The following is a 25,464-nucleotide window of genomic DNA, read 5'->3' on the forward strand; positions in this document are numbered from 1 at the left end:
CACACGTAAAAAAACGCCATCTTACAGGGATGGCGTTTTTTTATCGTGACTGAGTCGCGGATGCGGCTGGCTCCCGAGGCTACACGCCCCAGAACTTCCATCCCGGCCGGGTAGCGCGCAGGCCGGTTTCCATGCGGGCATACAGCGAGCGCGTCTTGCCCTGCGCGGCACCGCTTGCGCGGGCCTTGTCGAAGTAGCCCAGCGCAGTCTCGCGCTGCTCCAGCCCTAGCGCGGCCTCGACGGCGCCGAGGTAAGCCTCGCCGTCCCAGCGGTCGTGCGCGGCAAAGGCGGCCTCGAAATCGGTCAGCGCCTGCGCGTATTGCTTCTCGCCGTTGCGGATCAGCGCGCGCTGCAGGCGCGGGAAGGCCTGGTCCACGGGATCGTCGGCGGTCAGCGCGATGGCTTGCTCGAACAGCGGCAGCGCACGCTCCGGCGCGCCCAGATCGCGCCAGATCATGCCGAACTGATTGCACAGCCACGCGTCCTCGATCAGCAGCGCGCGGCGCTGCAGGGCCTCGATCTCGGCCTGCGCGTCGGTGCGGTCGTGCTGGTCCATGCTGCCGATCGCGTTGCGCAGCAGGCCCGCGAAGTGCGCGCGGGCGTGAGCCAGCGCGTGGGCGGTCTGGCTGCGTTCCTCCACCGGCAAGGCGTCGGCGCGGGCATCCATGTGCGCCAGCGCATCGCGGGCCGCCGACGTCACTTCCGCGCCGCCGATGGCCTTCCAGGTGCTCATCAGCCGGCTGAAGATCCAGCCCACATTGGCGGGGTCGCGCTCCAGCGGATAGCGGTTGAGCACATCGCCGGCGACTTCCACGGCTTTGCCATGCTGCCCGGCTGCCTCGAGGCATTCAAGCAGGTCGATCCAGTGCTCGATGAATTCGCTGACCGCGATGCCCTTCTCGTGCAGCGCGATGCGCTCCGCGCGGTTGCCGTCGCCTTCCAGCCGGGTGGCCAGGTTGTGGCACAGCAACGAAAAATATGGGGATCGGCGTCATCGTAGCCGCCCTCGCCGGTGGCGAAGTAGGCCTCGAAGCGCGCCAGGCCCAGGCGGTAGGCCTGGATCAGGTGCGGGGTCAATGCGGCCTCGGCGGCCGGCACCGCGTCCATGAACTCGGCCAGCGCCACGCCAGCGTTGTAGTAGCCGGTCGCGTCGGTGGCCTTGTCCACAAAGGAGAAGCGCAGCCACGGCTCGGCCTCGCCGGACTGGTGGCGCCATTCCAGCTCGCGCACCTGCGCCTTCGGGTCCGGCGCGTTGCGCTGGTAGGTGGCAAAGTCGTCCCAGGCGCCGTCCAGCTCGCCAGCCCGGTAGCGCAACGGCGCGCGGATGCGGCGGGCGTGCGGGTGGTCCGGCTGGCTGGCCAGCACGATTGCGGCCTGCTCCGCGGCCAGGGCGTCGCCCGCGGCTTCGTCCAGTTCGAGCAGGTCCGGGTTGTCCAGGCCGATCCGCGCCAGGCACAGGCGCAGCATCGGCTCGGCCTGCTCGCCGGCGGCATTCACATGCGCCAGGGCCTGGGCCAGGATGTCTTCGACGCCAAGGTCCGGCGCGCGATAGAGCAGGTCATACCAATAGGCGCCGGCCGCGGCGAAATTGCCCAGCCGGTAGTGCACCAGCCCGGCATGCAGGCGGGCGCTCCACTCGCCGGAGGACAAGCCGTTGCGCAGCGCGGCTTCTTCCAGCCAGGGCAGCGCCTCCTGGAAGCGCTCCATCGCCACCAGCAGCATGCCGTAGCGGTGCGCGATCACGCCGCGCGAGGACCAGCGGTGGGCCGGGTGCAGCGGCAGCCCGGGCAGCTTGGCCAGCGCCGCATCGAGCACGGCAAAGGCGGCTTGCGCGTCGCCGCGATCGAAGTGCAGGCGTGCCCGCAGACAATCGAAATCCACCACTTGAGGCTGCGCCTGCGAAAGCTGGTCGAGAATGACCAGCGCTTCATCGTAGCGCTCTGCGTTGGCTAGCTCGATGGCGTGGTCGTAGCTGACTTCCTGCACGGACACGGACTGCTCCTTCGGGGTGGATGTGCGAGTGCGGGATTATGCGCCATGGAGGCCCCTCCCGCTTGTGAGAACAAGGGGCCATTCCGGCCGCAAGCGCAGCACTAGACATCGGCCTGCTCCCCATGTATGTCACAAACGACAACGCCGCCCGCCAGCCTTGGGAATGCAGAAATAGGGCGTAATATAGGTCTGAATTTAGACCTATCCGGAGCTTTTGATGGAAAACATCCATAGCCTGCTGACCGTCAGCATTTCGGAATTCAAGCAGAACCCCAGCAAGGTTGTTGAGGAGGCCCATGGCCAGCCTGTGGCTGTCCTGAACCACAACCGGCCCGCGTTCTACACGGTATCTCCGGAATTCATGGCCAAGATGGCCGAGCTGTACGATGAGCGACAGCTGGAGAGCCTGGTGCAGACCCGGCTCAAGTCAGTGAGCCGCGCGGTCAAAGTCAACATCGACGACCTGTAAATGGCCCACGAACTACGGTTCGTCCCGGAGGCACTCAAGGATTGGGCGAAGCTCGACGGTTCGGTCAAAGCGCTTTTCAAGGATGCACTGAAGAAGCGCGTGGCGACGCCAAGGATACCGGGCGCCGAACTCCGGCCACCGCTCATTGATTGCTACAAGATCAAGTTGCGTGGCGTCGGGTACCGACTGGTCTACCTGGTCCGCGACAACGAAAACCCGCCCGACATCATCGTTCTGGCGGTAGGCCGGCGCGATGGTGGCATCTACGAGGATGCAGCGGCTGCGTGGGAGGGTGGCCGGGACTTCGACGTCGAGGAGGACTGAGGGCATGTGGCGTCAGGACAGGCCCGCCCCCTTGGGTCACGGCAGATCCTACCTTGGGAAAAGAAACGCCCCAGTCGTTGACTGAGGCGTGTTGCGCCCCTCGAGGGGCGCGATCAACGCTTTGACCGAACGGCTAATCCAGCAGGCTGGCGTTGTCGTTCTATGGCGAGGATGGCTTACTTGCCGCCCACCGTCTCCAGCACGGTCCATTTCCCGCCAACCACCTTGTAGACGGTAATGCCGCCGTCCTTCAGGTCGCCGCGCGCGTCGTAGGCCAGGGTCTTGGTGGTCACGCCTTGCATGTTGGTGGCCGCCAGCACCGGCAGGTAGCGCGCCGGATCGGCCGAGCCGGCCTTGACCATGGCGGTCATCATGGCCGTGGCACCGTCATAGGCGTACGGCGAGTAGGTCTGCACCTTGCCGCCGAAGCGCTTCTCGTACTTCTTCTCGTAGGTGGTGCCACCGGGCATCTGCTCCAGCGGCAGGCCGGCCAGCGACACGACCGTGCCCTCGGCAGCAGGGCCGGCCAGCTTCAGGAAGTTGTCGGTCTTCGACATTTCGCCCGACACCACCGGCGACTTCATGCCGAGTTCCTTGACCTGCTTGGCCATCGGTGCGGATTGCGTCTCGGCGCCGCCGAAGAAGATCACGTCCGGGTTGCTGCGCTTGATGTTGGTCAGCACGGCCTTGAAGTCCACCGCCTTGTCGTTGGTGAACTCGCGGCGCACGATCTTGCCGCCGGCGGCCTTGGCGGCCTTCTCGAACTCGTCTGCCAGGCCTTGGCCGTAGGCAGTGCGGTCGTCGACGATGGCGATGCTCTTGGCGCCCAGCTTCTTCACCACGAAGGCACCGATCACCGAGCCCTGCTGGGTGTCGGAGGTCATCATGCGGAAGGTGGTCTTGAAGCCCTGGCGGGTGTACTCAGGCGCCGTTGCCATGGCGATCTGGGGGATGCCGGCGCGGTTGTAGACCATCGAGGCGGGGATGCTGGTGCCGGAGTTGAAGTGGCCCAGCATGCCCTGGATGCCGTTGTCGACCAGCTTCTGCGCGACCACCGAGCCGGTCTTGGGGTCAGCTGCGTCGTCCTCGGAGAGCAGTACGAACTTGACGTCCTTGCCGCCGATCTTGGGCTTGGTCGCGTTCATTTCCTCGATGGCGAGGACGACGCCGTTCTGCATGTCCTTGCCGTATTGCGCTTGGCCGCCGGTCATCGGCGCGGCAAAGCCCAGCTTGATTTCCTGCGCCTGGGCGAAGGCAGCCGAGGTGGCGCAAAGGCCAGCGACGGACAGGGCAACGGTCAGGGCCGTCTTGTGGAAAGTCGAGTTCATCTGTTCTCCTTGGTGGCTATTCTCTATAGCCTTTGCTGCGTTTTTGGACGCGTCCGGGTGTGGCGCGAAACGCTTCCCGATTTTCAAATACGCGAGGTCTGCGGGATCGCCGCTGCCTCGCGTCGCTTCGATCAACGCCCGGCGGTTAGCCGATCGTCATCAAACTGGCATTGCCGCCCGCTGCCGCCGTATTGACGGACAGCGAACGCTCGATCAACAAACGCTCGATGGCTACATTCGGTTCACCGTGCGCCAGGCCTTGCACCGAAATAATGGGGCCCGGGCGCGTGGCCAGCTGCTCGCACACCGCGCGCAACTGGTCGGAATCGCCATGGTGCAGGACCGCGTCGAAGCCGGTGTCGCTGGCCGACCAGTCGGCCACCAGGCGGACGCGCGATTGTACTGCCTTGGGCAGGCGGGCAAACAGGGCCCGGGCCATGGGGCTTTCAACCCACACAGCCTGGCTGCCGGCCGCCAGTACCGCCGCCAGCTGGACGGCCAGGTCGGCCTCCTGCTGGGCCAGGCACAGCACGGCTGCACGCGGCAGCAGGGTATAAGTGTTGCGCTCTCCGGTGGGGCCGGGCAGCGTGACCGACAGGCCGGCCGCCGAGGCCGTGGCAAAGCGCTCGCACGCCGCCGCCAGTTCGGGCAGCGCCGCGCTCTCGCGCTGCGCCCATTCCTTGAGCGTACCCAGTGCCTCGGTCAGCGTGCGGCGCACCGGGCTGTTCTCGTCGGCGCCGCCGAGGGTGTCGGAGGCGCGCACCACGCGGGCCACGGCGTCCTGCGGGCAGACCGACAACAGGCGATGCAGGTACAGCGGGCCGCCCGCCTTGGGGCCGGTGCCGGACAGGCCTTCGCCGCCGAAGGGCTGCACGCCCACCACCGCGCCCACGATATTGCGGTTGACGTAGAGGTTGCCCACTTCCGCGCGCTCGACGATGTGCTCGATGGTCTCGTCGATGCGGGTGTGGATGCCCATGGTCAGGCCGTAGCCGGTGCCGTTGATCTGCTCAAGCAGCGTGTCGAGGCCAGCGCGCGGGTAGCGCACCACGTGCAGCACGGGGCCAAAGACTTCGCGCTGCAGCTCTTCGATGCTGTCGAGCTCGATCAGCGTCGGCGAGACGAAGGTGCCATTGCGGCAGGCCGCGCTGGCCGCGCCATCCGGGTCGGCCTGGTGGACACGGCGGCCCTTGGCACGCATGGCGTCGATATGGCGCACGATGTTGCCGCGCGCCTCCTCGTCGATCACCGGGCCGACGTCGGTGGACAGGCGGTCCGGGTTGCCCATGGTGAGCTCATTCATGGCGCCTTTGAGCATTTCCAGCACGCGGTCGGCCACCTCTTCCTGCAGGCACAGCACGCGCAGCGCGGAGCAGCGCTGGCCGGCCGAGTCGAAGGCGGAGTTCACCACGTCGCCAACCACCTGCTCGGCCAGCGCGGAGGAGTCCACGATCATCGCGTTCTGGCCGCCGGTCTCGGCGATCAGCGGCACCGGGCGGCCGGCGGCGTCCAGGCGGCCGGCCACGCTACGTTGCAACAGCCGCGCCACTTCGGTGGAGCCGGTGAACATCACGCCCTTGACGCGGGCGTCGCCCACCAGCGCTGCGCCCACGGTTTCGCCACGGCCCGGCAGCAGTTGCACCGCGCCGGCCGGCACGCCTGCCTCGCGCAGCAGGCGCACGGCCTGGGCGGCAATCAGCGGGGTCTGCTCGGCGGGCTTGGCCAGCACGGTGTTGCCGGCAGCCAGCGCGGCCGCGACCTGGCCGGTAAAGATGGCCAGCGGGAAATTCCACGGGCTGATGCAGACCACCGGGCCGAGCGGGCGATGGGTGTCGCTGGAGAACGTTTCACGCACCTGCGCGGCGTAATAGCGCAGGAAGTCCACCGCCTCGCGCACTTCGGCGATGGCATTGGAGAACGTCTTGCCGGCCTCGCGCATGATGATGCCCATCAGGGACTGCATCTGCGCTTCCATCAGTTCCGCGGTGCGTTCCAGCGCGGCGGCGCGCACATCGGCCGGGGTCGCCTGCCAGATCGGCGCGGCGTTGACGGCGGCCTGCAGCGCGGCTTCCACTTCGGCCATGCTGGCTTCGGTGACATGGCCGACCACGTCGCGCAGGTCGGATGGGTTGCGCACGGGCGCCGGCTGGTTGGCGTCCTCGCCGGTGGCGGCTTGCGTGCCCAGCAGCGGCACGGCGGTGACCGCCTCGCTGGTGCCGGCCAGCAGCGCGGACGACAGCGAAGCCAGGCGATGCTCGTTGGACAGGTCGATGCCGGCGGAATTGGCGCGCGACTCGCCGTAGAGGTTGCGCGGCTGCGCAATGCGCGGGTGCGGCAGGCCCAGCGCGCCTTCCTCGGCGTGCATCTGCTCGACCACGGCGACCGGATCGGCCACCAGCTCGTCCAGCGAGATGGTGTCGTCGGCGATGCGGTTGACGAAGGATGTGTTGGCGCCGTTTTCCAGCAGGCGACGCACCAGGTAGGCCAGTAGCGTCTCGTGCGTGCCGACCGGCGCGTAGATCCGGCACGGGCGGTTGAACTTGCCGTCGGCCAGCGGGCCGACCACCTGGTCGTACAGCGGCTCGCCCATGCCGTGCAGGCACTGGAACTCGTACTGGCCAGGATAATAGTTGTGGCCGGCGATCTGGTAGATGGCCGCCAGCGTGTGGGCATTATGGGTAGCGAACTGCGGGTAGATCACGTCCGGCACCGACAGCAGCTTGCGCGCGCAGGCCACGTAGGACACGTCGGTATAGACCTTGCGCGTGTAGACCGGATAGCCCTCCAGCCCGTCCACCTGGGCGCGCTTGATCTCGCTGTCCCAGTACGCGCCCTTGACCAGGCGGATCATCAGGCGGTGGCGGCTGCGGCGGGCCAGGTCGATCAGGTAGTCGATCACGAACGGGCAGCGCTTCTGGTAGCCCTGCACCACGAAGCCGATGCCGTTCCAGCCGGCCAGCTCGGGCTCGAAGCACAGGCGCTCGAGCAGGTCGAGCGAGATCTCCAGGCGGTCGGCTTCCTCGGCATCGATATTGATGCCGATGTCGTACTGGCGGGCCAGCAAGGTCAGCGACTTGAGGCGGCCGTACAGCTCGCTGATGACGCGCTCGTGCTGCGCGCGGCTGTAGCGCGGATGCAGCGCCGAGAGCTTGATCGAGATGCCCGGGCCTTCATAGATGCCGCGCCCGCGCGAAGCCTGGCCGATGGCGTTGATGGCCTGCTGGTAGGAGGCCAGGTAGCGCTGCGCGTCGGCCTCGGTCATGGCCGCCTCGCCCAGCATGTCGTAGGAGTAACGGAAGCCCTCGGCCTCGTACTTGCGCGCGTTGGCGAGCGCCTCGGAAATGGTCTCGCCGGTGACGAACTGCTCGCCCATCAGGCGCATCGCCATGTCCACGCCCTTGCGGATCAGCGGCTCGCCGCCCTTGCCGATGATGCGGGTCAGCGCCTTGGACAGGCCGGCCTCGGTATGGGTGGCCACCAGCCTCCCGGTAAACAGCAAGCCCCAGGTGGCGGCGTTGACGAACACCGACGGGCTCTGGCCCAGGTGGGACTGCCAGTTGGCGCCGCTGATCTTGTCGCGGATCAGCGCGTCGCGGGTGGCCTTGTCGGGAATGCGCAGCAGCGCCTCGGCCAGGCACATCAGCGCCACGCCTTCCTGCGACGACAGCGAGAATTCCTGGATCAGGCCTTGCACCAGCCCTTCGCGGCCGGTGCCGACCTTGCGCTCGCGCAGCCGCGTGGCCAGGGTCCGGGCCATGGCCAGGGCGGCTTCGGCCTGCTGATGCGGCAGCCGGGCCTGCTCCAGCAGCACCGGCACGCACTCGGACTCCGGGCGGCGATAACCGGCTGTGATCGCCGCGCGCAGCACCGACTGCGGCTGCACGCTCTGGGCGAATTCCAGGAAAGGCTGCACGGCGCCGTCGCCGGACGCGCCATCAAAGCCATCGGCGCCGTCCGCCGCGCCCTCGCTCCCCGTACCGGCGGCACTGGTCTCATGCGGGATGTGGCCCCGCTCGACTTGCTCAAGGTAGGTGAAGATCGCCTGCTTGATCAGCCAGTGCGGCGTGCGGTCGATCGACTGGGCAACACGCTTGAGGCGCTCGCGGGAGGCGTCGTCGAGTTTGACGCCGAGGGTGGTGGTGGCCATGCGCTTGATTCTCCGTAAGACGCGGACGCTGGTTTCCGTTACCGCGGGGAAACCTGCAGATTGGCGCGATCATACTCCGGGGCAAATCAAAGGTGCAACTAGGTACAACCACTCATGTCCTGTTGGAAATGTGGTTGCACCGTACCATGTGCTGCGCTGGCCCGAGCGCTTCCGAACGTCACTCAGATTCGCAAGGGATCAATCTCCAGTTGCCAGCGAACGCCCTTGGCATCGGCCAGCGCCTCGCCGAAAGTTTGCACCCACTCGCTGATGAATCGTTGCAACGCAAGGCGTGAAGTGCTTTCCACCAACATCTGCGCCCGCTCCCGGTTAGCCACCCGCACCATCGACATCGGTACCGGATCATGGAGTTGCACCTCCGGCGCCATCCGGCACGCATCGGCACGATTCCGTGCGCTCTGGAGGAACGCCAGCGCACGCTCCAACTCGGCATGGTCGGCCGTGACGAGCACCTGGTAGGCAAACAGGGGCAACCCGGCCTGGCGGCGCTCGCGCAACTGGGTCGCCGCGAATCCATCATAGTCATGGCGTACCAATGCCTGCAATGCCGATGCATCGGGATAGCGGGTCTGGATCAGCACCTCGCCCGCCAGCCCCGCCCTTCCGGCGCGCCCTGCCACCTGCATCAGGGAGGCAAACAAGTGCTCGGCCGCGCGGAAATCGTGGCTGAACATGGCGGCGTCCGGATGGACGATGCCGACCAGGGTCACGCGCTGGAAGTCGTGTCCCTTGGCCACCATCTGGGTGCCGACCAGGATGTCGACCTCGCCCGCGTGGACCTCGTCGAACATGGCCTGGGCACTGCCCTTGCGGCGCGTGGAATCGGCATCGATGCGGGCAATGCGGGCTTGCGGGAAGCGGGCGGCCAGGGCTTCCTCGATGCGCTGAGTGCCTCGTCCAAGCGGCGCCACGTCCACATTGCCGCAATCCGGGCAGTGATGCGGCACGGGGGATTCCAGGCCGCAATGGTGGCAGCGCAGGCGGCGCTCAGGCCGGTGCAGCACCATATAGGCCGAGCAGCGCGGGCAGCCGGAGAGCCAGCCGCAGCTGTCGCAAGCGAGCACCGGGGCGTAGCCGCGACGGTTCAGGAACAGCAGGCTCTGTTCGCCGCGGTGCAGGCGGGCCTCGATGGCGTTGAGCAACGGCACCGACAGGCCTTCGTAGAGAGCGCGCTGGCGCTGGCGTTCCTGGTTGATATCGATCAGGCGTACCGTGGGCAGCGTGGCGTCGGTCTGGGCACGCTCGCGCAGCACCAGCTTGCGGTAGGTGCCCTGCTCCGCGCGCCACCAGGACTCCATGGACGGCGTGGCGGAGCCCAGCACCACGGCCGCGCCGAGCTGCTTGGCCCGCCATACGGCCAGGTCGCGTGCGGAGTAGCGCAGGCCTTCCTGCTGCTTGTAGGAGGTGTCGTGCTCCTCGTCGACCACGATCAGCGCCAGGTGCGGCAGCGAAGCCAGCACCGCCAGCCGCGTGCCCAACACGATGCGGGCCTCGCCGCGGTGCGCGGCCAGCCACTGCAGGGTGCGCTCCTGGTCGGCCAGGCCGCTGTGCAGCACTGCGAGCGGCAGATGGGGGAAGCGCGAGGCAATCCGGCCTTGCAGCTGCGGGGTGAGGTTGATCTCGGGCACCAGCATCAGCACCTGCGCCTGCGCATCGCGCGCCAGCACTTCGGCCATGGCGTGCAGGTAGACCTCGGTCTTGCCGCTGCCGGTGACGCCATGGAGCAGGAAGGGCGCAAATCCCTTGGCCTGCCCGATCGCCTCCACGGCCACGCGCTGCTCTTCGTGCAGCGGCGGCGCGGTGGACGGCTCGGCAGCCGAGGGCGCGCCCAGCAAGGGCTGGTCGGCCCGCTCGGAGGTCACCCAGCCGGCCTCGGCCCACTCCGCCAGGCGCGACGGCGCCGCGCTGCAGAGCACGCGCGCCTCGGCGGCGGATACCGCCTGCCCTTGCCTGGCTGCAGCCACCAGCGCCTGAGCCAGCGCCAGCACGGTGCGGGCGCGCGGCGGCACCGCCGCCAACAGCGCCTCGCCCTGCCCCGGGGCTACGCGGTAGTGTTCGCTGCGGGCACGCAGTGCCAGCCGCGCCCAGCCGTCGGCCTCGCGCAATGCGGGGGGCAACGCGGGCAGCATGACTTCGCCGAGGCAGCGGTGGTAATAGCGAGCAGCAAAGCCCGCCAGCGCGATCCAGTGGGCGCCAAGCGGCGGCAGCCAGTCCAGGCGCTGCGCCACGGCACGCAGCTTGTCGGCGGGTACATCGGAGTGCGCGCAACGCGATACGGCCACGCCGACCAGCGTGCGGCGGCCGAACGGCACCGTGACCAGTTCGCCGGGCTGTACTTCCGGCCCAGCAAGGTAATCGAAGACATCGTCAGCCGGCGTATCGAGGGCCACCTGCACCACGGCAAGCGGTGCGCGGCCGGAGGGCTCTGCGGCGGCCGGACCGGCTTCGTCGGGGATCGCCGGCGACGTCACGCCGCGCCTCCCGGACCGATCGTCCAGCGCAGCAGTGGGTACGGTCCAGATTGGGGCGAGAAAGCCCAATGTGTGTGCAGACCGGGACTGAGCCGCTTTCCAGACAAAATAAGTGTGCGGTGCAACATCAACTTAAAGTAACGCTTCAAATGTGCCCCTAAGTCGATGATAGATGGCTGGTTTTCCCGGCCCCGGGCACCGCCTGTGGATAACTTTGTTGAAAACTCGTCCGGAGTTCCCGCCAAGCCCCGTAAAACAAGGCTCCCACGGGCATTCCAGCCTGTGCGTGGCTAGATGCAATGCCTTGTAAATCAAGGACTTGGCGACCTCCCTCAGATGAGTTAAGGACTAACCCGGTCTTGCACTGCGGAAAACCCATTGATGTGCATAAGTCAAGCCTTGACAAGCGCGAACCGGCACCGAAAGGGCGAAATATTGCAAAATAGTTTACTTGACAGCGCTTCGGGCAAGCCTCCCCCGGCACCCGAGCGTCCCGATGCGGCGCGCGAGGCTGGCTCGCTGCGCCGCACAGGCGGTACCCCCGGGAAGGAGGGAAGACGTGCATCGGCTGTCACCTTGCCGCGGTGCGCAGCTGCCGGCTGTAGCGATGCACCTCGTCCACCAGCACCGTCACATTCTCGGGCGGGGTGAACTGGGAGATGCCATGGCCGAGGTTGAAGACGTGTCCGTCGCAGCCGCCGCCGCTGGCGTAGCTGTCGAGCACGCCACGCACCTGCTCGCGAATCGCGGCCTCCGGCGCAAACAGCACATTGGGGTCGATGTTGCCCTGCAGGGCCACCTTGCCGCCAGTACGGCGGCGCGCCTGCGCCAGGTTGACCGTCCAGTCCAGGCCGAGCGCATCGGCGCCGATCTCGGTGAGCGCTTCCAGCCACAAGCCGCCGCCCTTGGTGAACACGATGGCCGGCACCTGCTCGCCGTTGTGCTCGCGCTTCAGTCCGGCCAGCACCTTGCGCATATAGGCCAGGAGAAGGCCTGATACATGCCGTCTGCCAGCGTGCCGCCCCAGGTATCGAACAGCATCACGGCCTGGGCACCTGCCTCGATCTGCGCATTCAGGTAGGCCGACACGGCCTGCGCGTTGATCTCCAGGATGCGCTGCATCAGGTCGGGGCGGCTGTACATCATGGCCTTGACCGTGCGGAAATCGGAGGAGCCGGCGCCCTCGACCATGTAGCAGGCCAGCGTCCAGGGGCTGCCCGAGAAGCCGATCAGCGGCACGCGCTGGCGGCCGTCCTGCACCAGCGCCCGGCGGATCTCGCTGACCGCGTCGAACACGTAGGACAGCGAGGCCATATCCGGCACCGCCAGCTTCTTGACGTCGCCCTCGGTGCGCAGCGGGTGGGCAAAGCGCGGGCCTTCGCCCTGCGCGAACGAAAGCCCGAGGCCCATGGCATCGGGCACGGTCAGGATGTCGGAGAAGAGGATGGCCGCGTCGAGCGGATAGCGCTCGAGGGGTTGCAGGGTAACCTCGGTCGCGTAGGCCGGGTTCTTGGCCAGGCCCAGGAAGCTGCCGGCGCGAGCGCGCGTGGCATTGTATTCGGGCAGGTAGCGCCCCGCCTGACGCATCAGCCACAGCGGGGTGTACTCGGTCGGTTGCCGGCGCAGCGCGCGCAGGAAGGTATCGTTCTGCAATGCGGTCATGGTCATCCTCGTAAGACCGCCATTTTACGGGATGGCCGGCCGCTGCCGGCAGCTTAGATATCCGCCGCCAGTTCCTTGAAGGCCTGCGCGGCGCGGCGCATCCATTCGCGCGCGCGCGGGGCGTCGGGCTGCAGGCGGGCAAAGCCATGCGTCATGCCGCTTGCCTCCAGCGTGATCACCGGCGCGCCATAGCGCACCAGGTAGTCGGCGTAGGCCAGGCCGTCGTCGCGCAGCACGTCGTGGGCGGCAACCACCACCACGCTGGCCGGAGGCAGGTGCTGTGGCGCGGCGCCCATCAGGTGGATGCGCGTGTCTTCGATGGCGGCGCCGGCGGCAAGGCGCTCGGCGCCGATGAATGCCGTCCAGAACCAGGCCATCTCGTCGCGGGTGAGGCCGGGGCCATCCGCGAAGGCGCGATAGCTTTCGCTGGCCAGCACGGGCGCGGCCACGGGATAGATCAGCAACTGAGCGTTGACCAGGCCGGGGCGCCCGTGCGCATTGGCCCAGCGCGCGGCCTGCGCCGCCAGGTGCCCGCCAGCGCTGTCGCCCGCCACGGCCAGGAAGCCCGCGTCCAGGCGCAACCGGACACGTTGCTCGGCAAACCACAGCACCGCCTGCAGCGCGTCGTCGCACGGCGCGGGGAACGGATGCTCCGGCGCCAGCCGGTAATCAACGCTGGCCACCGCGCAGCCGGTGTCGGCGGCGAGCATCGCTGCCACGCTGTGATGCGTGTCATGCGAGCCCAGCACCCAGCCGCCACCGTGGAAATAGACGATCAGGCGCGGCTCGGCCACGCCCCCGGGCGGAACAACCGCGCCGCCAGCGTGCGGCCGGGCAACGCCAGCTCCATGTCGGTGGCCTGGATGCCTTCCGGGTCGGGCACGACCGAAGTTGCCGCGATCTCGGCGAAGCGCGCGCGGCGGCCCGCGGCGTCGGCCGGCTCGGGCTGGCCGGCGTAGCGTTCGGAGAGCCGGCGGTAGTAGTCGAGAAGCTGGGGATCGATGGCCATGGCTGCTTGGGGCTGGATTGGGAGCGGGATTGGGAGCTAGGGTGGCTAGTTTAGCGGGATCAGGCAGCCTGGCGCATCAGCTCGATCTTGCTGCAGCGGTCCTGCACCGCCAGCAACCCGGCGGCGGTGGCCCGGGCAAAGGCCTCGTCGTTGACGATGCCGAGTTGCAGCCAGACGCCTCGCGCGCCGATCGCGATGGCATCCTCGACCACCGGCGGCACATCGGGGGCGCGGCGGAAGATATCGACCCACTCGATGCGCTGCCCCGACTTGGCCAAGGCCGCAGCGGCCTCGGCCAGGCTGGCGTGGCAGGTCTCGCCCAGGATGCGCTCGCCCGCATGGCGCGGATTGACGGGGACAATGCGATAGCCGTGGCGCTGCAGGTAGGCGGCGACTTCATGGCTGGGCCTGTCCGGGTGCCCGGACAGGCCGGCCACGGCTACGGTCTTCATTGCCAGCATGCTGCGTATGGCTGTCTGCATCTCGCTCACGTCGATTCCTTCTCGTTGGGTTCGGGGGACTGATCGCGGCCGGTGCCCCCGGGCGGGCACAGCTGCCCAGCCGCGCGAACGGCACCGCCACCTGGTAGGAGACCTGCGCAAATGGGCCGACCGCATAAGGGGCGTAGTGCAACACCACGCCACCGCGGTACAGGGTAAACAGGACGCCCGATTCCTGCAGGGCTTGTGCGTCGAGCACGCCACGCGCGGGCTCGGCTGCGCCCTGCCGCTTCAGTGCAGCCTGTATCTCGTCGTTGAATTTTTGCAGGCAGGCCTCGCCCGGCTGCAGGAGATCGGCCAGCCCGACCGGGCGATAGACCGGCTGGGCAGCCGGCGCGGATGCCGTTGCACTCGCAGGGGCATGACGCCGCCAGGTGCCACTCACGTAGTCGAGGCTGCCATGCGCGCCACCGCTGTAGCGCCAGGTGGTACGTAGCAGGCTGACATTACCGGCATCCAGCCGCATCAGCTCGATCGCGCTGCGGCACTCCTGCTCTCCTGGCCGCAGCCGCCGGCACGCAGTGACGTGATCAGCGCGTCCAGGCGTGGGCGGCCGGTTTCGGGATAACGTTCGGTAAGACGCGCACCAGCCACATCCACGGTGCGCTCGCGATAGATTGCCTTGCGCGTGAGCGTCAACGCCTGGCGGCGGGTACCGTCAGTATTCATCCATTCCCCCTGACACTCAACCCATCGGAGGAGAAGATGCCCTCGAAACGTGCACCATCGCGGGCTTCGGGATACTCAACAGGCGCCTGGCCGGTAGCGCGCTCGTGCACACTCAACCGTCCATCGGATGTCAATTGGCCATCGAGTTGACGCGGCGCGGCGGCGAGCATTGAATCGTAACGGGCTATGCCTTCGATCGCTTCGGTCCCCACGCGAGGAAATATCGTCAGCGATACCTGTACGTGGCCGTCGAGCTCCCCTTGCCAGAGCACACCGATGGGGGCTTGCGGCTCGGCTGCGCCAACCTGGCCAGCCGCGACGAAAGACGTGGCCAGCAACGCCGCCAGCCAATGCTGGACAAGGCCTCTCGCGATATGGACGGGGGCCTGGGCAAAGGGGCAAAAGGAGTAAAGGGGAAGGAAAGCGGCATGGCAGTCGGTGGCCGGACCGCAAGGCGGATGGCAGGATCAGCGAAAGCTATCGGACCCGCGCCGCATGGTGATGTTCCCGCCGCCTGGCAGCGAGTGCGGTGACATGTGGTCTAACATGCCTATTTAGACGCTTATTTAGTTACCGCGCTTTCAACTTCTTGCAAACCGATACATTTTGTTACTGCCATCCCCAAAAGTTTCCCCCACAATGCTTTAACACAATCAGTTTTTGTGAAAGGCGTTCCCTCCCCCAAACAGAAAGGGAGGGCGTCAGTGAAGAAAGCCTAAGGAAGAATTCCCACCCAGATTGACCGGATCGCAGGCGATGCCTGTGATCGGTGTACCAGGTTGAGATGATGTTGGCGCTTGCCGGTTCCGGCTGGTTGGATCGTCTGAATGCGATCAATACCGCCTGACCGGGTGCTGGGCCACAAAGAATGTGGTTAGCGCCTGTTGGTTGACCTGGACCTTACCCGTTCCTTCGAATTGACCCCTCGAAGGGATTTTCCCGTCCGCGCGGAGCCTCCCCGGCCCGCGCGCTTTTTTTGTTCTGAGTCGACAGAATAGTCGTTGGCATAAAAAAGGCAGCCTCGCAGCTGCCTTTTTTCGCCGCCGCCAAAAAACAACAGCTGCGGCGGCCCTGCTTTTCTTACCGTTTCCGGCGCAGGCGCGCGATGGCAGCCAGCTGCGCAGTAGCCACAGCCAGCTCGCCCTGCGCACGTGCGAGGTCGAGATCGCCGCTCTGGTTCTGCATCAGCTCCTCGGCGGCGCGCTTGGCTTGCTGCGCCTTGGCTTCGTCGAGGTCGCTGCCGCGGATAGCGGTGTCCGCCAGCACGGTGACGTGCTTGGGCTGGACTTCGAGAATCCCGCCGGCCACGAAGACGAACTCTTCGCTGCCGTCTTCCTTCTCGATGCGCACCGCGCCCGGCTGGATACGCGTAATCAGCGGCGTATGGCCCGGCAGGATACCCAGCTCGCCCGACTCGCCCGGCAGTGCCACGAACTTCGCCTGACCGGAGAAGATCGACGATTCGGCGCTGACGACGTCTACAAGAATGGTTGCCATGTGAATTCCTTTAGTCCCTGAAAGCTTCGGCTACCCGTTGCCAGGAAGCATGTATTCCGCTGCCAGGCTGAGGGCGGCCGCCCCGGACATTGCTGTCCGTGGCTAGACCGCCACTACGGCGCCGGCAGCGAAAGACGCCGCTTACTGGAGCTTCTTGGCCTTCTCGAAGGCTTCGTCGATCGATCCGACCATGTAGAACGCTTGCTCCGGCAGGTGATCGCACTCGCCGTCCACCAGCATCTTGAAGCCGCGGATGGTTTCCTTCAGCGTGACGTACTTGCCCGGCGAACCCGTGAACACTTCCGCAACGTGGAAGGGCTGCGACAGGAAACGCTGGATCTTACGAGCGCGCGATACCGACTGCTTGTCTTCGGGCGACAGTTCGTCCATGCCCAGAATCGCGATAATGTCGCGCAGTTCCTTGTAGCGTTGCAGCGTTTGCTGCACGCGACGGGCCACGTCGTAGTGCTCTTGACCCACGACTTGCGGGTCCAGCTGACGCGAGGTCGAGTCGAGCGGATCGACTGCCGGGTAGATACCCAGCGCGGCGATGTCACGCGACAGCACGACGGTCGAGTCCAGGTGCAGGAAGGTGGTGGCAGGCGACGGGTCGGTCAAGTCATCCGCAGGCACGTACACGGCCTGGATCGACGTGATCGAGCCGGTCTTGGTCGAGGTGATGCGCTCTTGCAGCTTGCCCATTTCCTCGGCCAGCGTCGGCTGGTAACCCACTGCAGAAGGCATACGGCCCAGCAGTGCGGACACTTCGGTACCGGCCAGCGTGTAGCGGTAGATGTTGTCGACGAAGAACAGGATGTCACGGCCTTCGTCGCGGAACTTCTCGGCCATGGTCAGGCCGGACAGTGCCACGCGCAGACGGTTGCCCGGCGGCTCGTTCATCTGGCCGAACACCATGGCCACCTTGTCGAGAACGTTCGAGTCCTTCATTTCGTGGTAGAAGTCGTTCCCTTCACGGGTACGCTCGCCCACGCCGGCGAACACCGACAAACCGCTGTGCTGCTTGGCGATGTTGTTGATGAGCTCCATCATGTTCACGGTCTTGCCGACGCCGGCGCCACCGAACAGGCCAACCTTACCGCCCTTTGCGAACGGGCAGACCAGGTCGATCACCTTGATGCCGGTTTCCAGCAGGTCAACCGAAGGCGACAGTTCGTCGAACTTCGGGGCCTTCTGGTGGATCGAGCGCAGCTCGTCCGATTGGATCGGGCCAGCTTCGTCGATGGGACGACCCAGCACGTCCATGATCCGGCCCAGCGTGCCGTGACCGACGGGCACCGAGATCGGGGCGCCAGTGCCCTTCACTGCCATGCCGCGGCGCAGGCCGTCCGACGAGCCGAGGGCAATGGTACGCACCACGCCGTCACCCAGCTGTTGCTGCACTTCGAAGGTCAGGCCCTTCTCGGCGAACGAGGCTTCGTTGCTGTCTTCCAGCACGAGCGCTTCGTACACCTTCGGCAGCGCGTCGCGGGGGAACTCGATGTCCACCACGGCGCCAATACACTGCACAATATTTCCGATACTCATTTCGTATCTCCGATAGCTTGAATACTTGACGCCTTAGACGGCTGCGGCACCGCTGACGATTTCCGACAGTTCCTTGGTAATCGCTGCCTGACGGGTCTTGTTGTAGACCAGTTGCAGTTCGCCGATCACGTTCTTGGCATTGTCGGATGCCGCCTTCATGGCCACCATGCGCGCCGACTGCTCGGACGCCATGTTCTCGGCCACGGCCTGGTACACCAGCGCTTCGACGTAGCGGACCAACAGTTCTTCCACTACGGTCTGTGCGTCGGGCTCGTAGATGTAATCCCACGAGTAGGCGCGCTTTTCATCTTCGGTCTGGGCAAACTTGTCGGCGGGGAGCGGCAGCAGCTGCTCCACCATCGGCTCCTGCTTCATCGTATTGATGAACTTGGTGTAAGCCAGGTACACAGCGTCCACCTCACCATTGGTGAAGGCGTCGAGCTGGACCTTGATCGCACCGATCAGTTTTTCCAGATGCGGGGTGTCACCGAGGTGCACTACGTGCGAAATCACCTTGGCGCCGATGCGGCCCAGGAACTGCATGCCCTTGGAGCCAATGGCGGTGCTTTGCACCTGCACGCCGCGGCCTTGCAGCTCACGCAGTTCATTGGTCACCGCGCGCAGCACGTTCGTGTTCATCCCGCCGCACAGCCCCTTGTCGGTCGTCACCACGATCATGCCGGCGCGCTTGACTTCGCGTGCCACCATGAAGGGGTGCTTGAACTCGGGGTTGGCTTCAGCCAGATGCGCCGCGATATTGCGCACTTTCTCAGCGTAAGGACGGGCGTTACGCATCCGTTCCTGCGCCTTGCGCATCTTGGACGCGGCGACCATCTCCATCGCCTTGGTGATCTTGCGCGTGTTTTGCACGCTCTTGATCTTGGTTCGAATTTCTTTCGTTCCGGCCATATCTTCCTCTCCATTCGTGCTGCCCCGGCGCCGTCATGGCAACGGCACCGGCGCAGTTTCGTGGAATTGCGCGGTTAGAACGCGGCGGACTTCTTGAAATCCTCGATCGCGGCACGCAGCGTGGCTTCATCTTCCTTCGAAAGATCCTTGGTATCTTCGATGCGGTTGATGAGGTCGGCGTACTTGGTCTTCAGATGGTCGTGCAGGCCCTTCTCGAACGGGAGAATGTCCTTCACTTCCACGTTGTCGAGGAAGCCGTTGTTGGCTGCGTACAGCGACGCGGCCAGCTGCCACACCTGCAGCGGCAGGTATTGAGCCTGCTTGAGCAGTTCCGTCACGCGGCGGCCGCGCTCCAGCTGCTTGCGGGTGGCATCGTCCAGGTCGGAAGCGAACTGCGCGAACGCAGCCAGCTCACGGTACTGGGCCAAGTCGGTACGGATACCGCCGGACAGCTTCTTGATGACCTTGGTCTGGGCGGCACCACCAACGCGCGACACCGAGATACCGGCGTTGATTGCGGGGCGGATACCAGCGTTGAACAGGTCGGTTTCCAGGAAGATCTGGCCGTCGGTGATCGAGATCACGTTGGTCGGCACGAAAGCGGACACGTCGCCAGCCTGCGTTTCGATCACGGGCAGCGCGGTCAGCGAGCCGGTCTTGCCGGTCACGGCACCCTTGGTGAACTTCTCGACGTAGTCGGCGTTCACGCGGGCTGCGCGCTCGAGCAGACGCGAGTGCAGGTAGAACACGTCGCCGGGGTAGGCTTCGCGGCCCGGCGGGCGGCGCAGCAGCAGCGACACCTGGCGGTAGGCCCAGGCTTGCTTGGTCAGGTCGTCATAGACGATCAGCGCGTCTTCGCCGCGGTCGCGGAAGTACTCGCCCATCGTGCAACCGGCGTAGGCAGCCAGGTACTGCATGGCGGCGGAGTCCGAAGCCGTGGCTGCGACGACGATGGTGTATTCCATCGCGCCCAGTTCTTCGAGCTTGCGCACCACGTTGTTCACGGTCGAAGCCTTCTGACCGATTGCCACGTAGACGCAGAAAACGCCCTTGCCCTTCTGGTTGATGATGGCGTCGACAGCGACGGCGGTCTTGCCGGTCTGGCGGTCGCCAATGATCAGCTCGCGCTGGCCACGGCCGATCGGCACCATCGCGTCGATCGACTTCAGGCCGGTCTGCACCGGCTGGCTCACCGACTGACGTGCGATCACGCCAGGGGCAACCTTTTCGATCACGTCGGTTTCTTTGGCGTTGATCGGGCCCTTGCCGTCGATCGGCTGACCCAGCGTGTTGACCACGCGGCCCAGCAGTTCCTTGCCAACCGGCACTTCCAGAATGCGGCCGGTGCACTTGACCGGGTCGCCTTCCGAAATGTGTTCATACTCGCCCAGCACCACGGCGCCGACAGAGTCGCGCTCGAGGTTCAGTGCGAGACCGAACGTGTTGCCGGGGAATTCCAGCATCTCGCCCTGCATCACGCCGGACAGGCCGTGCACGCGGCAGATACCATCGGTCACGGAAATTACCGTGCCGGTGTTGCGCACTTCAGCGTCGGCGCCAAGACCCGAGATGCGGGACTTGATCAGCTCGCTGATTTCTGAGGGGTTCAGTTGCATCACAATGCTCCTAATTCTTCAATCCGTCGGCTGGTGCGCTTCTCGCGCATCATGCGGTCAGCGCCACTTGCATTGCTGCCAGGCGCGCACGCACGGAGGTGTCGAGCACTTCGTCGCCGACCTTGACGCGCACGCCGCCAATCAGCGACGGGTCCACCGCAACCGAGGGCTGCAGCTTGCGGCCGAACTTGCGTTCGAGCGCGGCGACGAGGTCGGTCAGGCTTGCGCCCTCAAGGGGAAGGCACTCGTGATCTCGACATCAGCCGACCCTTCACGGTCGTTCTTGAGCGCATGGAACTGCTCGGCGATTTCCGGCAATACCGACAGGCGGTGGTTAGCCACCAGCAGGCTGACGAAGCGCTTGGCTTCGTCGTTGACCGGAGACTTCAGGGCCGACAGGAACAGTGCGCTCAGCTTGTCGCCGTGCATGTTCGGATCGCCAGCCACCGCCTTCATGTCGGGATTGGCGGCAACGTGCCCCATTTCCGACACCAGCTCGGACCATGCATCCAGATTGCCGCTCGATTCGGTCGCGACGCGGAACAGCGCCTCGGCGTAGGGACGGGCAATGGTTGCGGTTTCAGCCATGATTAGAGCTCAGCCTTGAGTTGATTGAGCAGATCCGCGTGGACCTGCGCGTTCACTTCGCGCTTGAGGATCTGCTCGGCACCCTTGACGGCCAGCACGGCGACCTGGTCGCGCAATTGCTCGCGCGCGCGGGTGACTTGCTGTTCGGCTTCGGCCTTGGCCTGGGCAATGATGCGTGCGGCTTCTGCCTGGGCGTTTTGCTTGATCTCGTCAGCGGTCAGTTGAGCGCGCTTCTCGGCGTCGGCGACGCGTTGAGCACCTTCGGTGCGGGCTTCGGCCAGGGCCTGGTCCACACGCTTGTTGGCGAGTTCGAGCTCAGCCTTGCCTTTTTCGGCGGCGGCGAGGCCATCGGCGATCTTCTTTGCGCGTTCGTCGAGCGCCTTCACCAGCGGCGGCCAAATGAATTTGGCAACTACCCACCACAGGATGAAGAACACGACCATCTGCGCAAAAAACGTTGCGTTCAGATTCATGGTGTGTTCCTTTCGGTAATCAAACTACAGATAAATGCGCAAGGGCGGCCAGGCTAAGTGGCCCGCGCCGCCCGTCAGCATCATGCAGACCGAAAAGAATTACTTGATGACAGCCAGCAGCGGGTTGGCGAATGCGAACAGCATTGCAACGCCCACGCCGATCAGGAATGCTGCATCGATCAGGCCAGCCAGCAGGAACATCTTGGTTTGCAGCGGGTTCATCAGTTCAGGCTGACGTGCGCACGCTTCAATGTACTTGCCACCCATCAGGGCGATACCCAGGCAGGCGCCGATTGCGCCCAGACCGATGATGATGCCGATACCGATGGCGGTCAGACCCTGGATGTTGGCGAGATATGCTTGCATGACTACTCCTTTAATTGAGAAGAGACTTAGAACCAAAAAACCGAAAAACCGAAAATCTAAAAATCAGTGGTGATCGTGTGCCTGGCCGATGTACACCAGCGTCAGCATCATGAAAATGAAAGCCTGGAGCAGAACGATCAGGATGTGGAAGATCGCCCATACCGTACCGGCCAGCACATGACCGACGAAGCCCAGCGCGGAGAGATCCGCACCGAACGTCCAGATGGAACCCAGCAGCGCGATCAGCAGGAACACCAGTTCGCCGGCGTACATGTTGCCGAACAACCGCATGCCCAGCGAAACCGCCTTGGCCAGGAATTCAATCAGGTTCAGGATCAGGTTGAACGGGGCCAGGTACCACTTGGCGCCGAACGGGGCCGACAGCAGTTCGTGGACGAAACCGCCCGCGCCCTTGATCTTGAAGCTGTAATAGATCATCAGCACCAGCACGGCGCACGACATGCCCAGCGTACCGTTCAGGTCGGCCGTGGCAACCGCGCGGTGGTGCGGCAGATGGATGTGGAAGATGCCCAGCAGGCCGTTCAGGCCGGTGACCCAGTCGACCGGGATCAAGTCGATGGCATTCATCACGGTGATCCAGCAGAACACCATCAGTGCCAGCGGGGCGATGAAGGAGCGGTCGCCGTGGATGATGCCCTTGGCCTGGTCGTCGACCATCTCGACGATCATTTCCACGAAAGCCTGGAAGCGGCCCGGCACGCCGGCGGTCGCGCGGCGAGCGGCAGCGTACAGGAAAATCACGGCGATGGCACCGCACAGCACCGACCAGAATACGGTGTCATAGTTGAGGACGCTGAAGTCAACGACGGCGGCTTGCTTGCCACCAACCGTGTTGAGGTTCTGCAAGTGTTCGGCGATATAGCCGGAGGGGGTGAGGGCCTGTTCGGCGCCTTGAGCAGCTGACATGTCGAAACGAACCGTAATATTGCGAAACCAGTTGCCGGCATCTTGCCGGTACGCTTCTTGCACCGCCTGCAGCACACTCTGCTGGTCACCGCGGGCAAGCTCGTTTGAACCTTATCCACGCCGCGCTTCACTGTTGTGACGCGCCACGCAAAAATCTTGATATTCTGTTTTCGTGCCCCACTTCGACGAGAAGCACACTTATCCGACCTACCGCGCCTGGCCTGCCCTGGGGCACACCCTCAGCGAATCGCCAGCGCGACCCAGTAAGTCTTGAGCGCAAGCACGAACGTGACCAGCATCGGTACCCAGCGCAACTCGCTGTACAGCACCACTACCAGGACGAACAGTCCGGCGGTGGCAAACACCTTGATCGCCTCGCCGACCACCAGTCCGCTGACCGAGGGACGCTCGCGCGCCATCCAGAGTCGCAGCGCGAAGAAACCGCTGGGCACGAAACACGCCGCGCCACCGAATAGTGCCGACCAACCCGCCGCGCCGGCGTTGCCGCCAGCAAACAGTCGCCAGGCAATGGCCGACAACAAAGTAACCGCAACCTGCGCCAGCACGACCCTGCCGGGCGTCATGCGCGAAGGGCGCAGCGTGCGCTCGCCGAACAGCGTCTCCGCCTCGACGCGCGACAGCGGATCGACCGCCTCTTCTTCGCGTTCTGCCTCATCTTCCCAGGCATCACGCGCCTGCCGGTCTTTCTTTTGACCAGCATCCTGACGATCTGAAACCACCTGCTCTTGCCTTTGCTTATCGCTTTGCGTCGTTTTGCTTCCCGCTCGGCTTATCGCTTTACTTACGCTTTACTTATCGCTTAATCCGCCCCGGAACTTTTCTGGACCGGCCGGAATTCAAACCGCACGATTTTACGAGGAATGCACCATGCGAGTCAATCTGCTTACAGACGCCTTGCAACAGTCCGCATTTCGCTTGCAATCGCCACGAACCCATAGTGCGCGCGCGGCCGACGCATACCAATAACGCGCCAGGTAATTGAGCTGCCTTGGGCTAGCGGCGCACCATGGTCGTTTATCGGCCTTGCACAGACCTTACACAGGCGTGCGCGCGCCAAGCCAAAACCGGCCGGCACCAAATTGCACCAAGCCGTGGCACAGCCGCACCGACCGTTAATCGCGCACTATTTTTGGGAAATCCCGCTCAGGCGGGTGACTGGCTTTCGCCGGGCTCGCGCAGGCGTGTCAGCACACCGTCGAGCGCATCATTGCTGGTGAAGTGAATGGTGAGCTGGCCTTTGCCCCGCACGCCCAGCTTGATCTGCACCGGCAGGCCAAGCGCGTCGGATAGTTCTTCCTCCAGGCGGGTCACGTCGCGCGCCGGCGCGCCGTTGTTCGGCTTCTGCAACCTGAGGTCAAAGGGCTTGAGGGTGGAGGCTACCAGCTTTTCGGTCTCGCGCACCGATAAACGTTTGTTGACGATCTGATTGGCGAGCGTGATCTGGTTGGCGCCGTCGGCGGAGAGCAGCGCACGGGCGTGGCCCATGTCGAGATCGCCCGCCATCAGCATGGTCTGGACCGGCTGGGCCAGGTTCAAGAGACGCAGCAGGTTGGACACAGCGCTGCGCGAGCGCCCTACCGATTCCGCCGCCTGCTCATGCGTGAAATTGAATTCGCGTACCAGGCGCATGATGCCTTGCGCTTCTTCCAGCGGGTTGAGGTCCTCACGCTGAATATTCTCGATCAGCGCCATCGCGGCCGCGGCTTCGTCGGCCACGTCCTTGACCAGCACCGGCACCTCTTCGAGCCCGGCGATCCTGGATGCGCGGAAGCGGCGCTCACCGGCAATGATCTCGTAGCGGTCCGGCTCGGCAACGCGGCGCACCAGGATCGGCTGCATCAACCCTTGGGCGCGAATGCTCGCAGCCAACTCCTGCAGCGCGCCTTCGTCCATGCGCGTGCGCGGCTGGTATTTGCCGGGCTGGAGCTGGTCCAGGCGCAGCACGGAGGGCGCGCCCTCCTGCTTGACGGCATCGACAATCTCGGCCGGACCACCCAGCAGTGCTTCCAGTCCGCGGCCCAGGCCCTTCTTCTTCGCGGTGCTCATCTCGGTATCCTGTATTCGGTGACTCTCAACCCGGTGACTCTCAACCCGGTGCTCAGTCGAGTTGCTTGACGCGCGCGATCATCTCGGCGCCGAAATCCAGGTAGGCCTTGGCCCCCTTGACGACGGATCGAATGCCACGCCCGGCACGCCGTACGACGGCGCCTCTGCCAGCCGCACATTGCGCGGGATGACGGTCTTGAACACCTTGTCGCCAAAGTGCGACTCGAGTTGGGCCGACACCTGTTGCTGCAAGGTGACGCGTGGATCAAACATCACACGCAGCAAGCCAATCACCTTCAGGTCGCGATTGAGGTTGGCGTGCACCTGCTTGATGGTATTGACGAGATCGGACAGCCCTTCCAGCGCGAAGTACTCGCACTGCATCGGCACGATCACGCCGTGGGCCGCGCACAGGCCGTTGAGGGTCAGCAGCGAGAGCGACGGCGGGCAGTCGATCAGCACGAAATCGTACTCGGCATCGACCTCGGCAATGGCGTTCTTGAGACGTTTCTCGCGCTGGTCCAGCTCGACCAGCTCCACTTCCGCGCCGGCCAGCTCGCGGTTGGCGGGCAGCACATCGTATTTGCCGGACTCGGAATGCTGGCGTGCCTGGCTCACCGTCGACAAGCCAACCAGCACCTGGTAGATGCTGTGCTCGAGCGACTGCTTGTCGATGCCGGAACCCATCGAGGCATTGCCCTGGGGATCCAGGTCGATCAGCAACACACGCTGGTCCTGTGCCGCGAGGCCGGCGGCAAGGTTCACCGTGGTGGTGGTCTTGCCGACGCCGCCCTTCTGGTTTGCGATCACGAATACCTTGGCCATATGCTCCTGCTGCTCCTGCTTGATTTCTACCTGCCGGGGGTGGGCGCCGGCGACAACCA

The 25,464-nt window shown here is 65.2% G+C and carries 20 protein-coding genes and 4 pseudogenes; 2 read left to right on the forward strand and 22 right to left on the reverse strand.

All coding sequences use genetic code 11. From position 1 onward, the window contains the following. Positions 1 to 79 precede the first annotated feature (79 nt). Both OMK73_RS27340 and OMK73_RS27345 read right to left on the reverse strand, forming a co-directional pair. Entirely contained in the window at positions 80 to 814 is a 735-nt protein-coding gene (locus OMK73_RS27340; RefSeq protein ID WP_267604765.1) for a hypothetical protein, read from the reverse strand. Continuing rightward, complete coding sequence (locus tag OMK73_RS27345) at positions 733 to 1,992, reverse strand: tetratricopeptide repeat protein (RefSeq protein ID WP_267604766.1); 1,260 nt, start codon at positions 1,990 to 1,992, stop codon at positions 733 to 735. Before OMK73_RS27345 ends, OMK73_RS27340 begins: the two co-directional genes overlap by 82 nt. A gap of 217 nt (positions 1,993 to 2,209) precedes the next feature. Here OMK73_RS27345 and OMK73_RS27350 point away from each other — a divergent pair, with 217 nt between their 5' ends. Next, positions 2,210 to 2,461 carry a type II toxin-antitoxin system Phd/YefM family antitoxin gene (locus OMK73_RS27350; protein ID WP_174426841.1) on the forward strand — a complete coding sequence of 84 codons (252 nt, stop codon included), beginning with the start codon at positions 2,210 to 2,212 and terminating at the stop codon, positions 2,459 to 2,461. Further along, a complete protein-coding gene (locus OMK73_RS27355; RefSeq protein WP_267604768.1) occupies positions 2,462 to 2,785 on the forward strand; it encodes a type II toxin-antitoxin system RelE family toxin in 324 nt (107 codons plus the stop codon). Positions 2,786 to 2,961: 176 nt separating this feature from the next. Here the strand turns inward: OMK73_RS27355 and OMK73_RS27360 are convergent, their stop codons facing one another. The 20 genes and pseudogenes from OMK73_RS27360 to OMK73_RS27455 all read right to left on the reverse strand — a co-directional run bounded on the left by OMK73_RS27360 (position 2,962) and on the right by OMK73_RS27455 (position 25,405). Continuing rightward, positions 2,962 to 4,113, reverse strand: coding sequence for a branched-chain amino acid ABC transporter substrate-binding protein (locus OMK73_RS27360; RefSeq protein ID WP_267604770.1), 1,152 nt, complete (start codon positions 4,111 to 4,113; stop codon positions 2,962 to 2,964). Between the two features lie 145 nt (positions 4,114 to 4,258). Beyond that, entirely contained in the window at positions 4,259 to 8,260 is a 4,002-nt protein-coding gene (gene putA / locus OMK73_RS27365; protein ID WP_267604771.1) for a trifunctional transcriptional regulator/proline dehydrogenase/L-glutamate gamma-semialdehyde dehydrogenase, read from the reverse strand. A gap of 182 nt (positions 8,261 to 8,442) precedes the next feature. Further along, on the reverse strand, positions 8,443 to 10,752 hold the full coding sequence (locus OMK73_RS27370; RefSeq protein WP_420715584.1) for a primosomal protein N': 2,310 nt from the start codon (positions 10,750 to 10,752) through the stop codon (positions 8,443 to 8,445). A 571-nt stretch (positions 10,753 to 11,323) separates the two neighbouring features. Beyond that, positions 11,324 to 12,420, reverse strand: a pseudogene (gene hemE, locus OMK73_RS27375) (uroporphyrinogen decarboxylase). A gap of 47 nt (positions 12,421 to 12,467) precedes the next feature. Further along, positions 12,468 to 13,423 (reverse strand): annotated as a pseudogene (locus OMK73_RS27380) (alpha/beta hydrolase). A 59-nt stretch (positions 13,424 to 13,482) separates the two neighbouring features. Beyond that, positions 13,483 to 13,905: a CoA-binding protein gene (locus OMK73_RS27385; protein WP_267606533.1), complete on the reverse strand. Its 423-nt coding sequence runs from the start codon at positions 13,903 to 13,905 to the stop codon at positions 13,483 to 13,485. Then, positions 13,820 to 14,389, reverse strand: a complete 570-nt coding sequence (locus tag OMK73_RS27390) for an RsiV family protein (RefSeq protein ID WP_267604779.1) — start codon at positions 14,387 to 14,389, stop codon at positions 13,820 to 13,822. The genes OMK73_RS27385 and OMK73_RS27390 overlap by 86 nt, the downstream gene beginning before the upstream one ends. Beyond that, positions 14,389 to 14,592, reverse strand: coding sequence for a hypothetical protein (locus OMK73_RS27395; RefSeq protein ID WP_267604780.1), 204 nt, complete (start codon positions 14,590 to 14,592; stop codon positions 14,389 to 14,391). Before OMK73_RS27395 ends, OMK73_RS27390 begins: the two co-directional genes overlap by 1 nt. Continuing rightward, positions 14,589 to 14,930, reverse strand: coding sequence for a hypothetical protein (locus OMK73_RS27400; protein WP_267604781.1), 342 nt, complete (start codon positions 14,928 to 14,930; stop codon positions 14,589 to 14,591). Before OMK73_RS27400 ends, OMK73_RS27395 begins: the two co-directional genes overlap by 4 nt. A gap of 742 nt (positions 14,931 to 15,672) precedes the next feature. Further along, a complete protein-coding gene (locus tag OMK73_RS27405) occupies positions 15,673 to 16,089 on the reverse strand; it encodes a F0F1 ATP synthase subunit epsilon (RefSeq protein ID WP_267604782.1) in 417 nt (138 codons plus the stop codon). A gap of 141 nt (positions 16,090 to 16,230) precedes the next feature. Next, positions 16,231 to 17,634: a F0F1 ATP synthase subunit beta gene (gene atpD, locus OMK73_RS27410; protein ID WP_267604783.1), complete on the reverse strand. Its 1,404-nt coding sequence runs from the start codon at positions 17,632 to 17,634 to the stop codon at positions 16,231 to 16,233. Between the two features lie 33 nt (positions 17,635 to 17,667). After that, the gene (gene atpG / locus OMK73_RS27415) at positions 17,668 to 18,543 is read right to left on the reverse strand and encodes a F0F1 ATP synthase subunit gamma (RefSeq protein ID WP_267604784.1); all 876 of its coding nucleotides are present in this window, start codon (positions 18,541 to 18,543) and stop codon (positions 17,668 to 17,670) included. 74 nt (positions 18,544 to 18,617) lie between these two features. Next, on the reverse strand, positions 18,618 to 20,159 hold the full coding sequence (gene atpA, locus OMK73_RS27420) for a F0F1 ATP synthase subunit alpha (RefSeq protein ID WP_267604785.1): 1,542 nt from the start codon (positions 20,157 to 20,159) through the stop codon (positions 18,618 to 18,620). Positions 20,160 to 20,208: 49 nt separating this feature from the next. Beyond that, positions 20,209 to 20,747: pseudogene (locus OMK73_RS27425) on the reverse strand (F0F1 ATP synthase subunit delta). Positions 20,748 to 20,749: 2 nt separating this feature from the next. Further along, positions 20,750 to 21,220, reverse strand: coding sequence for a F0F1 ATP synthase subunit B (locus OMK73_RS27430; protein ID WP_043350775.1), 471 nt, complete (start codon positions 21,218 to 21,220; stop codon positions 20,750 to 20,752). A 99-nt stretch (positions 21,221 to 21,319) separates the two neighbouring features. After that, positions 21,320 to 21,586: a F0F1 ATP synthase subunit C gene (gene atpE / locus OMK73_RS27435; protein WP_006157246.1), complete on the reverse strand. Its 267-nt coding sequence runs from the start codon at positions 21,584 to 21,586 to the stop codon at positions 21,320 to 21,322. A 63-nt stretch (positions 21,587 to 21,649) separates the two neighbouring features. Next, a complete protein-coding gene (gene atpB / locus OMK73_RS27440; protein ID WP_267606534.1) occupies positions 21,650 to 22,513 on the reverse strand; it encodes a F0F1 ATP synthase subunit A in 864 nt (287 codons plus the stop codon). A gap of 239 nt (positions 22,514 to 22,752) precedes the next feature. Continuing rightward, positions 22,753 to 23,253: an ATP synthase subunit I gene (locus tag OMK73_RS27445; protein ID WP_267604787.1), complete on the reverse strand. Its 501-nt coding sequence runs from the start codon at positions 23,251 to 23,253 to the stop codon at positions 22,753 to 22,755. Positions 23,254 to 23,677: 424 nt separating this feature from the next. Beyond that, complete coding sequence (locus tag OMK73_RS27450; RefSeq protein ID WP_267604789.1) at positions 23,678 to 24,580, reverse strand: ParB/RepB/Spo0J family partition protein; 903 nt, start codon at positions 24,578 to 24,580, stop codon at positions 23,678 to 23,680. Positions 24,581 to 24,632: 52 nt separating this feature from the next. Then, positions 24,633 to 25,405, reverse strand: a pseudogene (locus tag OMK73_RS27455) (ParA family protein). Positions 25,406 to 25,464: the final 59 nt, after the last annotated feature.

The organism is Cupriavidus sp. D39, assembly GCF_026627925.1.
GTDB lineage: Bacteria > Pseudomonadota > Gammaproteobacteria > Burkholderiales > Burkholderiaceae > Cupriavidus > Cupriavidus ulmosensis.

Bases quoted from the DNA above. Each gene is read 5' to 3' on its own strand.
- OMK73_RS27360 (WP_267604770.1), bottom strand. From the start codon at position 4,113: ATGAACTCGACTTTCCACAAGACGGCCCTGACCGTTGCCCTGTCCGTC.
- OMK73_RS27385 (WP_267606533.1), bottom strand. From the start codon at position 13,905: ATGCAGACAGCCATACGCAGCATGCTGGCAATGAAGACCGTAGCCGTG.
- atpE (WP_006157246.1), bottom strand. From the start codon at position 21,586: ATGCAAGCATATCTCGCCAACATCCAGGGTCTGACCGCCATCGGTATC.
- OMK73_RS27390 (WP_267604779.1), bottom strand. From the start codon at position 14,389: ATGCGGCTGGATGCCGGTAATGTCAGCCTGCTACGTACCACCTGGCGC.
- OMK73_RS27405 (WP_267604782.1), bottom strand. From the start codon at position 16,089: ATGGCAACCATTCTTGTAGACGTCGTCAGCGCCGAATCGTCGATCTTC.
- OMK73_RS27395 (WP_267604780.1), bottom strand. From the start codon at position 14,592: ATGAATACTGACGGTACCCGCCGCCAGGCGTTGACGCTCACGCGCAAG.
- OMK73_RS27355 (WP_267604768.1), top strand. From the start codon at position 2,462: ATGGCCCACGAACTACGGTTCGTCCCGGAGGCACTCAAGGATTGGGCG.
- atpD (WP_267604783.1), bottom strand. From the start codon at position 17,634: ATGAGTATCGGAAATATTGTGCAGTGTATTGGCGCCGTGGTGGACATC.
- atpB (WP_267606534.1), bottom strand. From the start codon at position 22,513: ATGTCAGCTGCTCAAGGCGCCGAACAGGCCCTCACCCCCTCCGGCTAT.
- OMK73_RS27350 (WP_174426841.1), top strand. From the start codon at position 2,210: ATGGAAAACATCCATAGCCTGCTGACCGTCAGCATTTCGGAATTCAAG.
- atpA (WP_267604785.1), bottom strand. From the start codon at position 20,159: ATGCAACTGAACCCCTCAGAAATCAGCGAGCTGATCAAGTCCCGCATC.
- OMK73_RS27450 (WP_267604789.1), bottom strand. From the start codon at position 24,580: ATGAGCACCGCGAAGAAGAAGGGCCTGGGCCGCGGACTGGAAGCACTG.
- putA (WP_267604771.1), bottom strand. From the start codon at position 8,260: ATGGCCACCACCACCCTCGGCGTCAAACTCGACGACGCCTCCCGCGAG.
- OMK73_RS27430 (WP_043350775.1), bottom strand. From the start codon at position 21,220: ATGAATCTGAACGCAACGTTTTTTGCGCAGATGGTCGTGTTCTTCATC.
- atpG (WP_267604784.1), bottom strand. From the start codon at position 18,543: ATGGCCGGAACGAAAGAAATTCGAACCAAGATCAAGAGCGTGCAAAAC.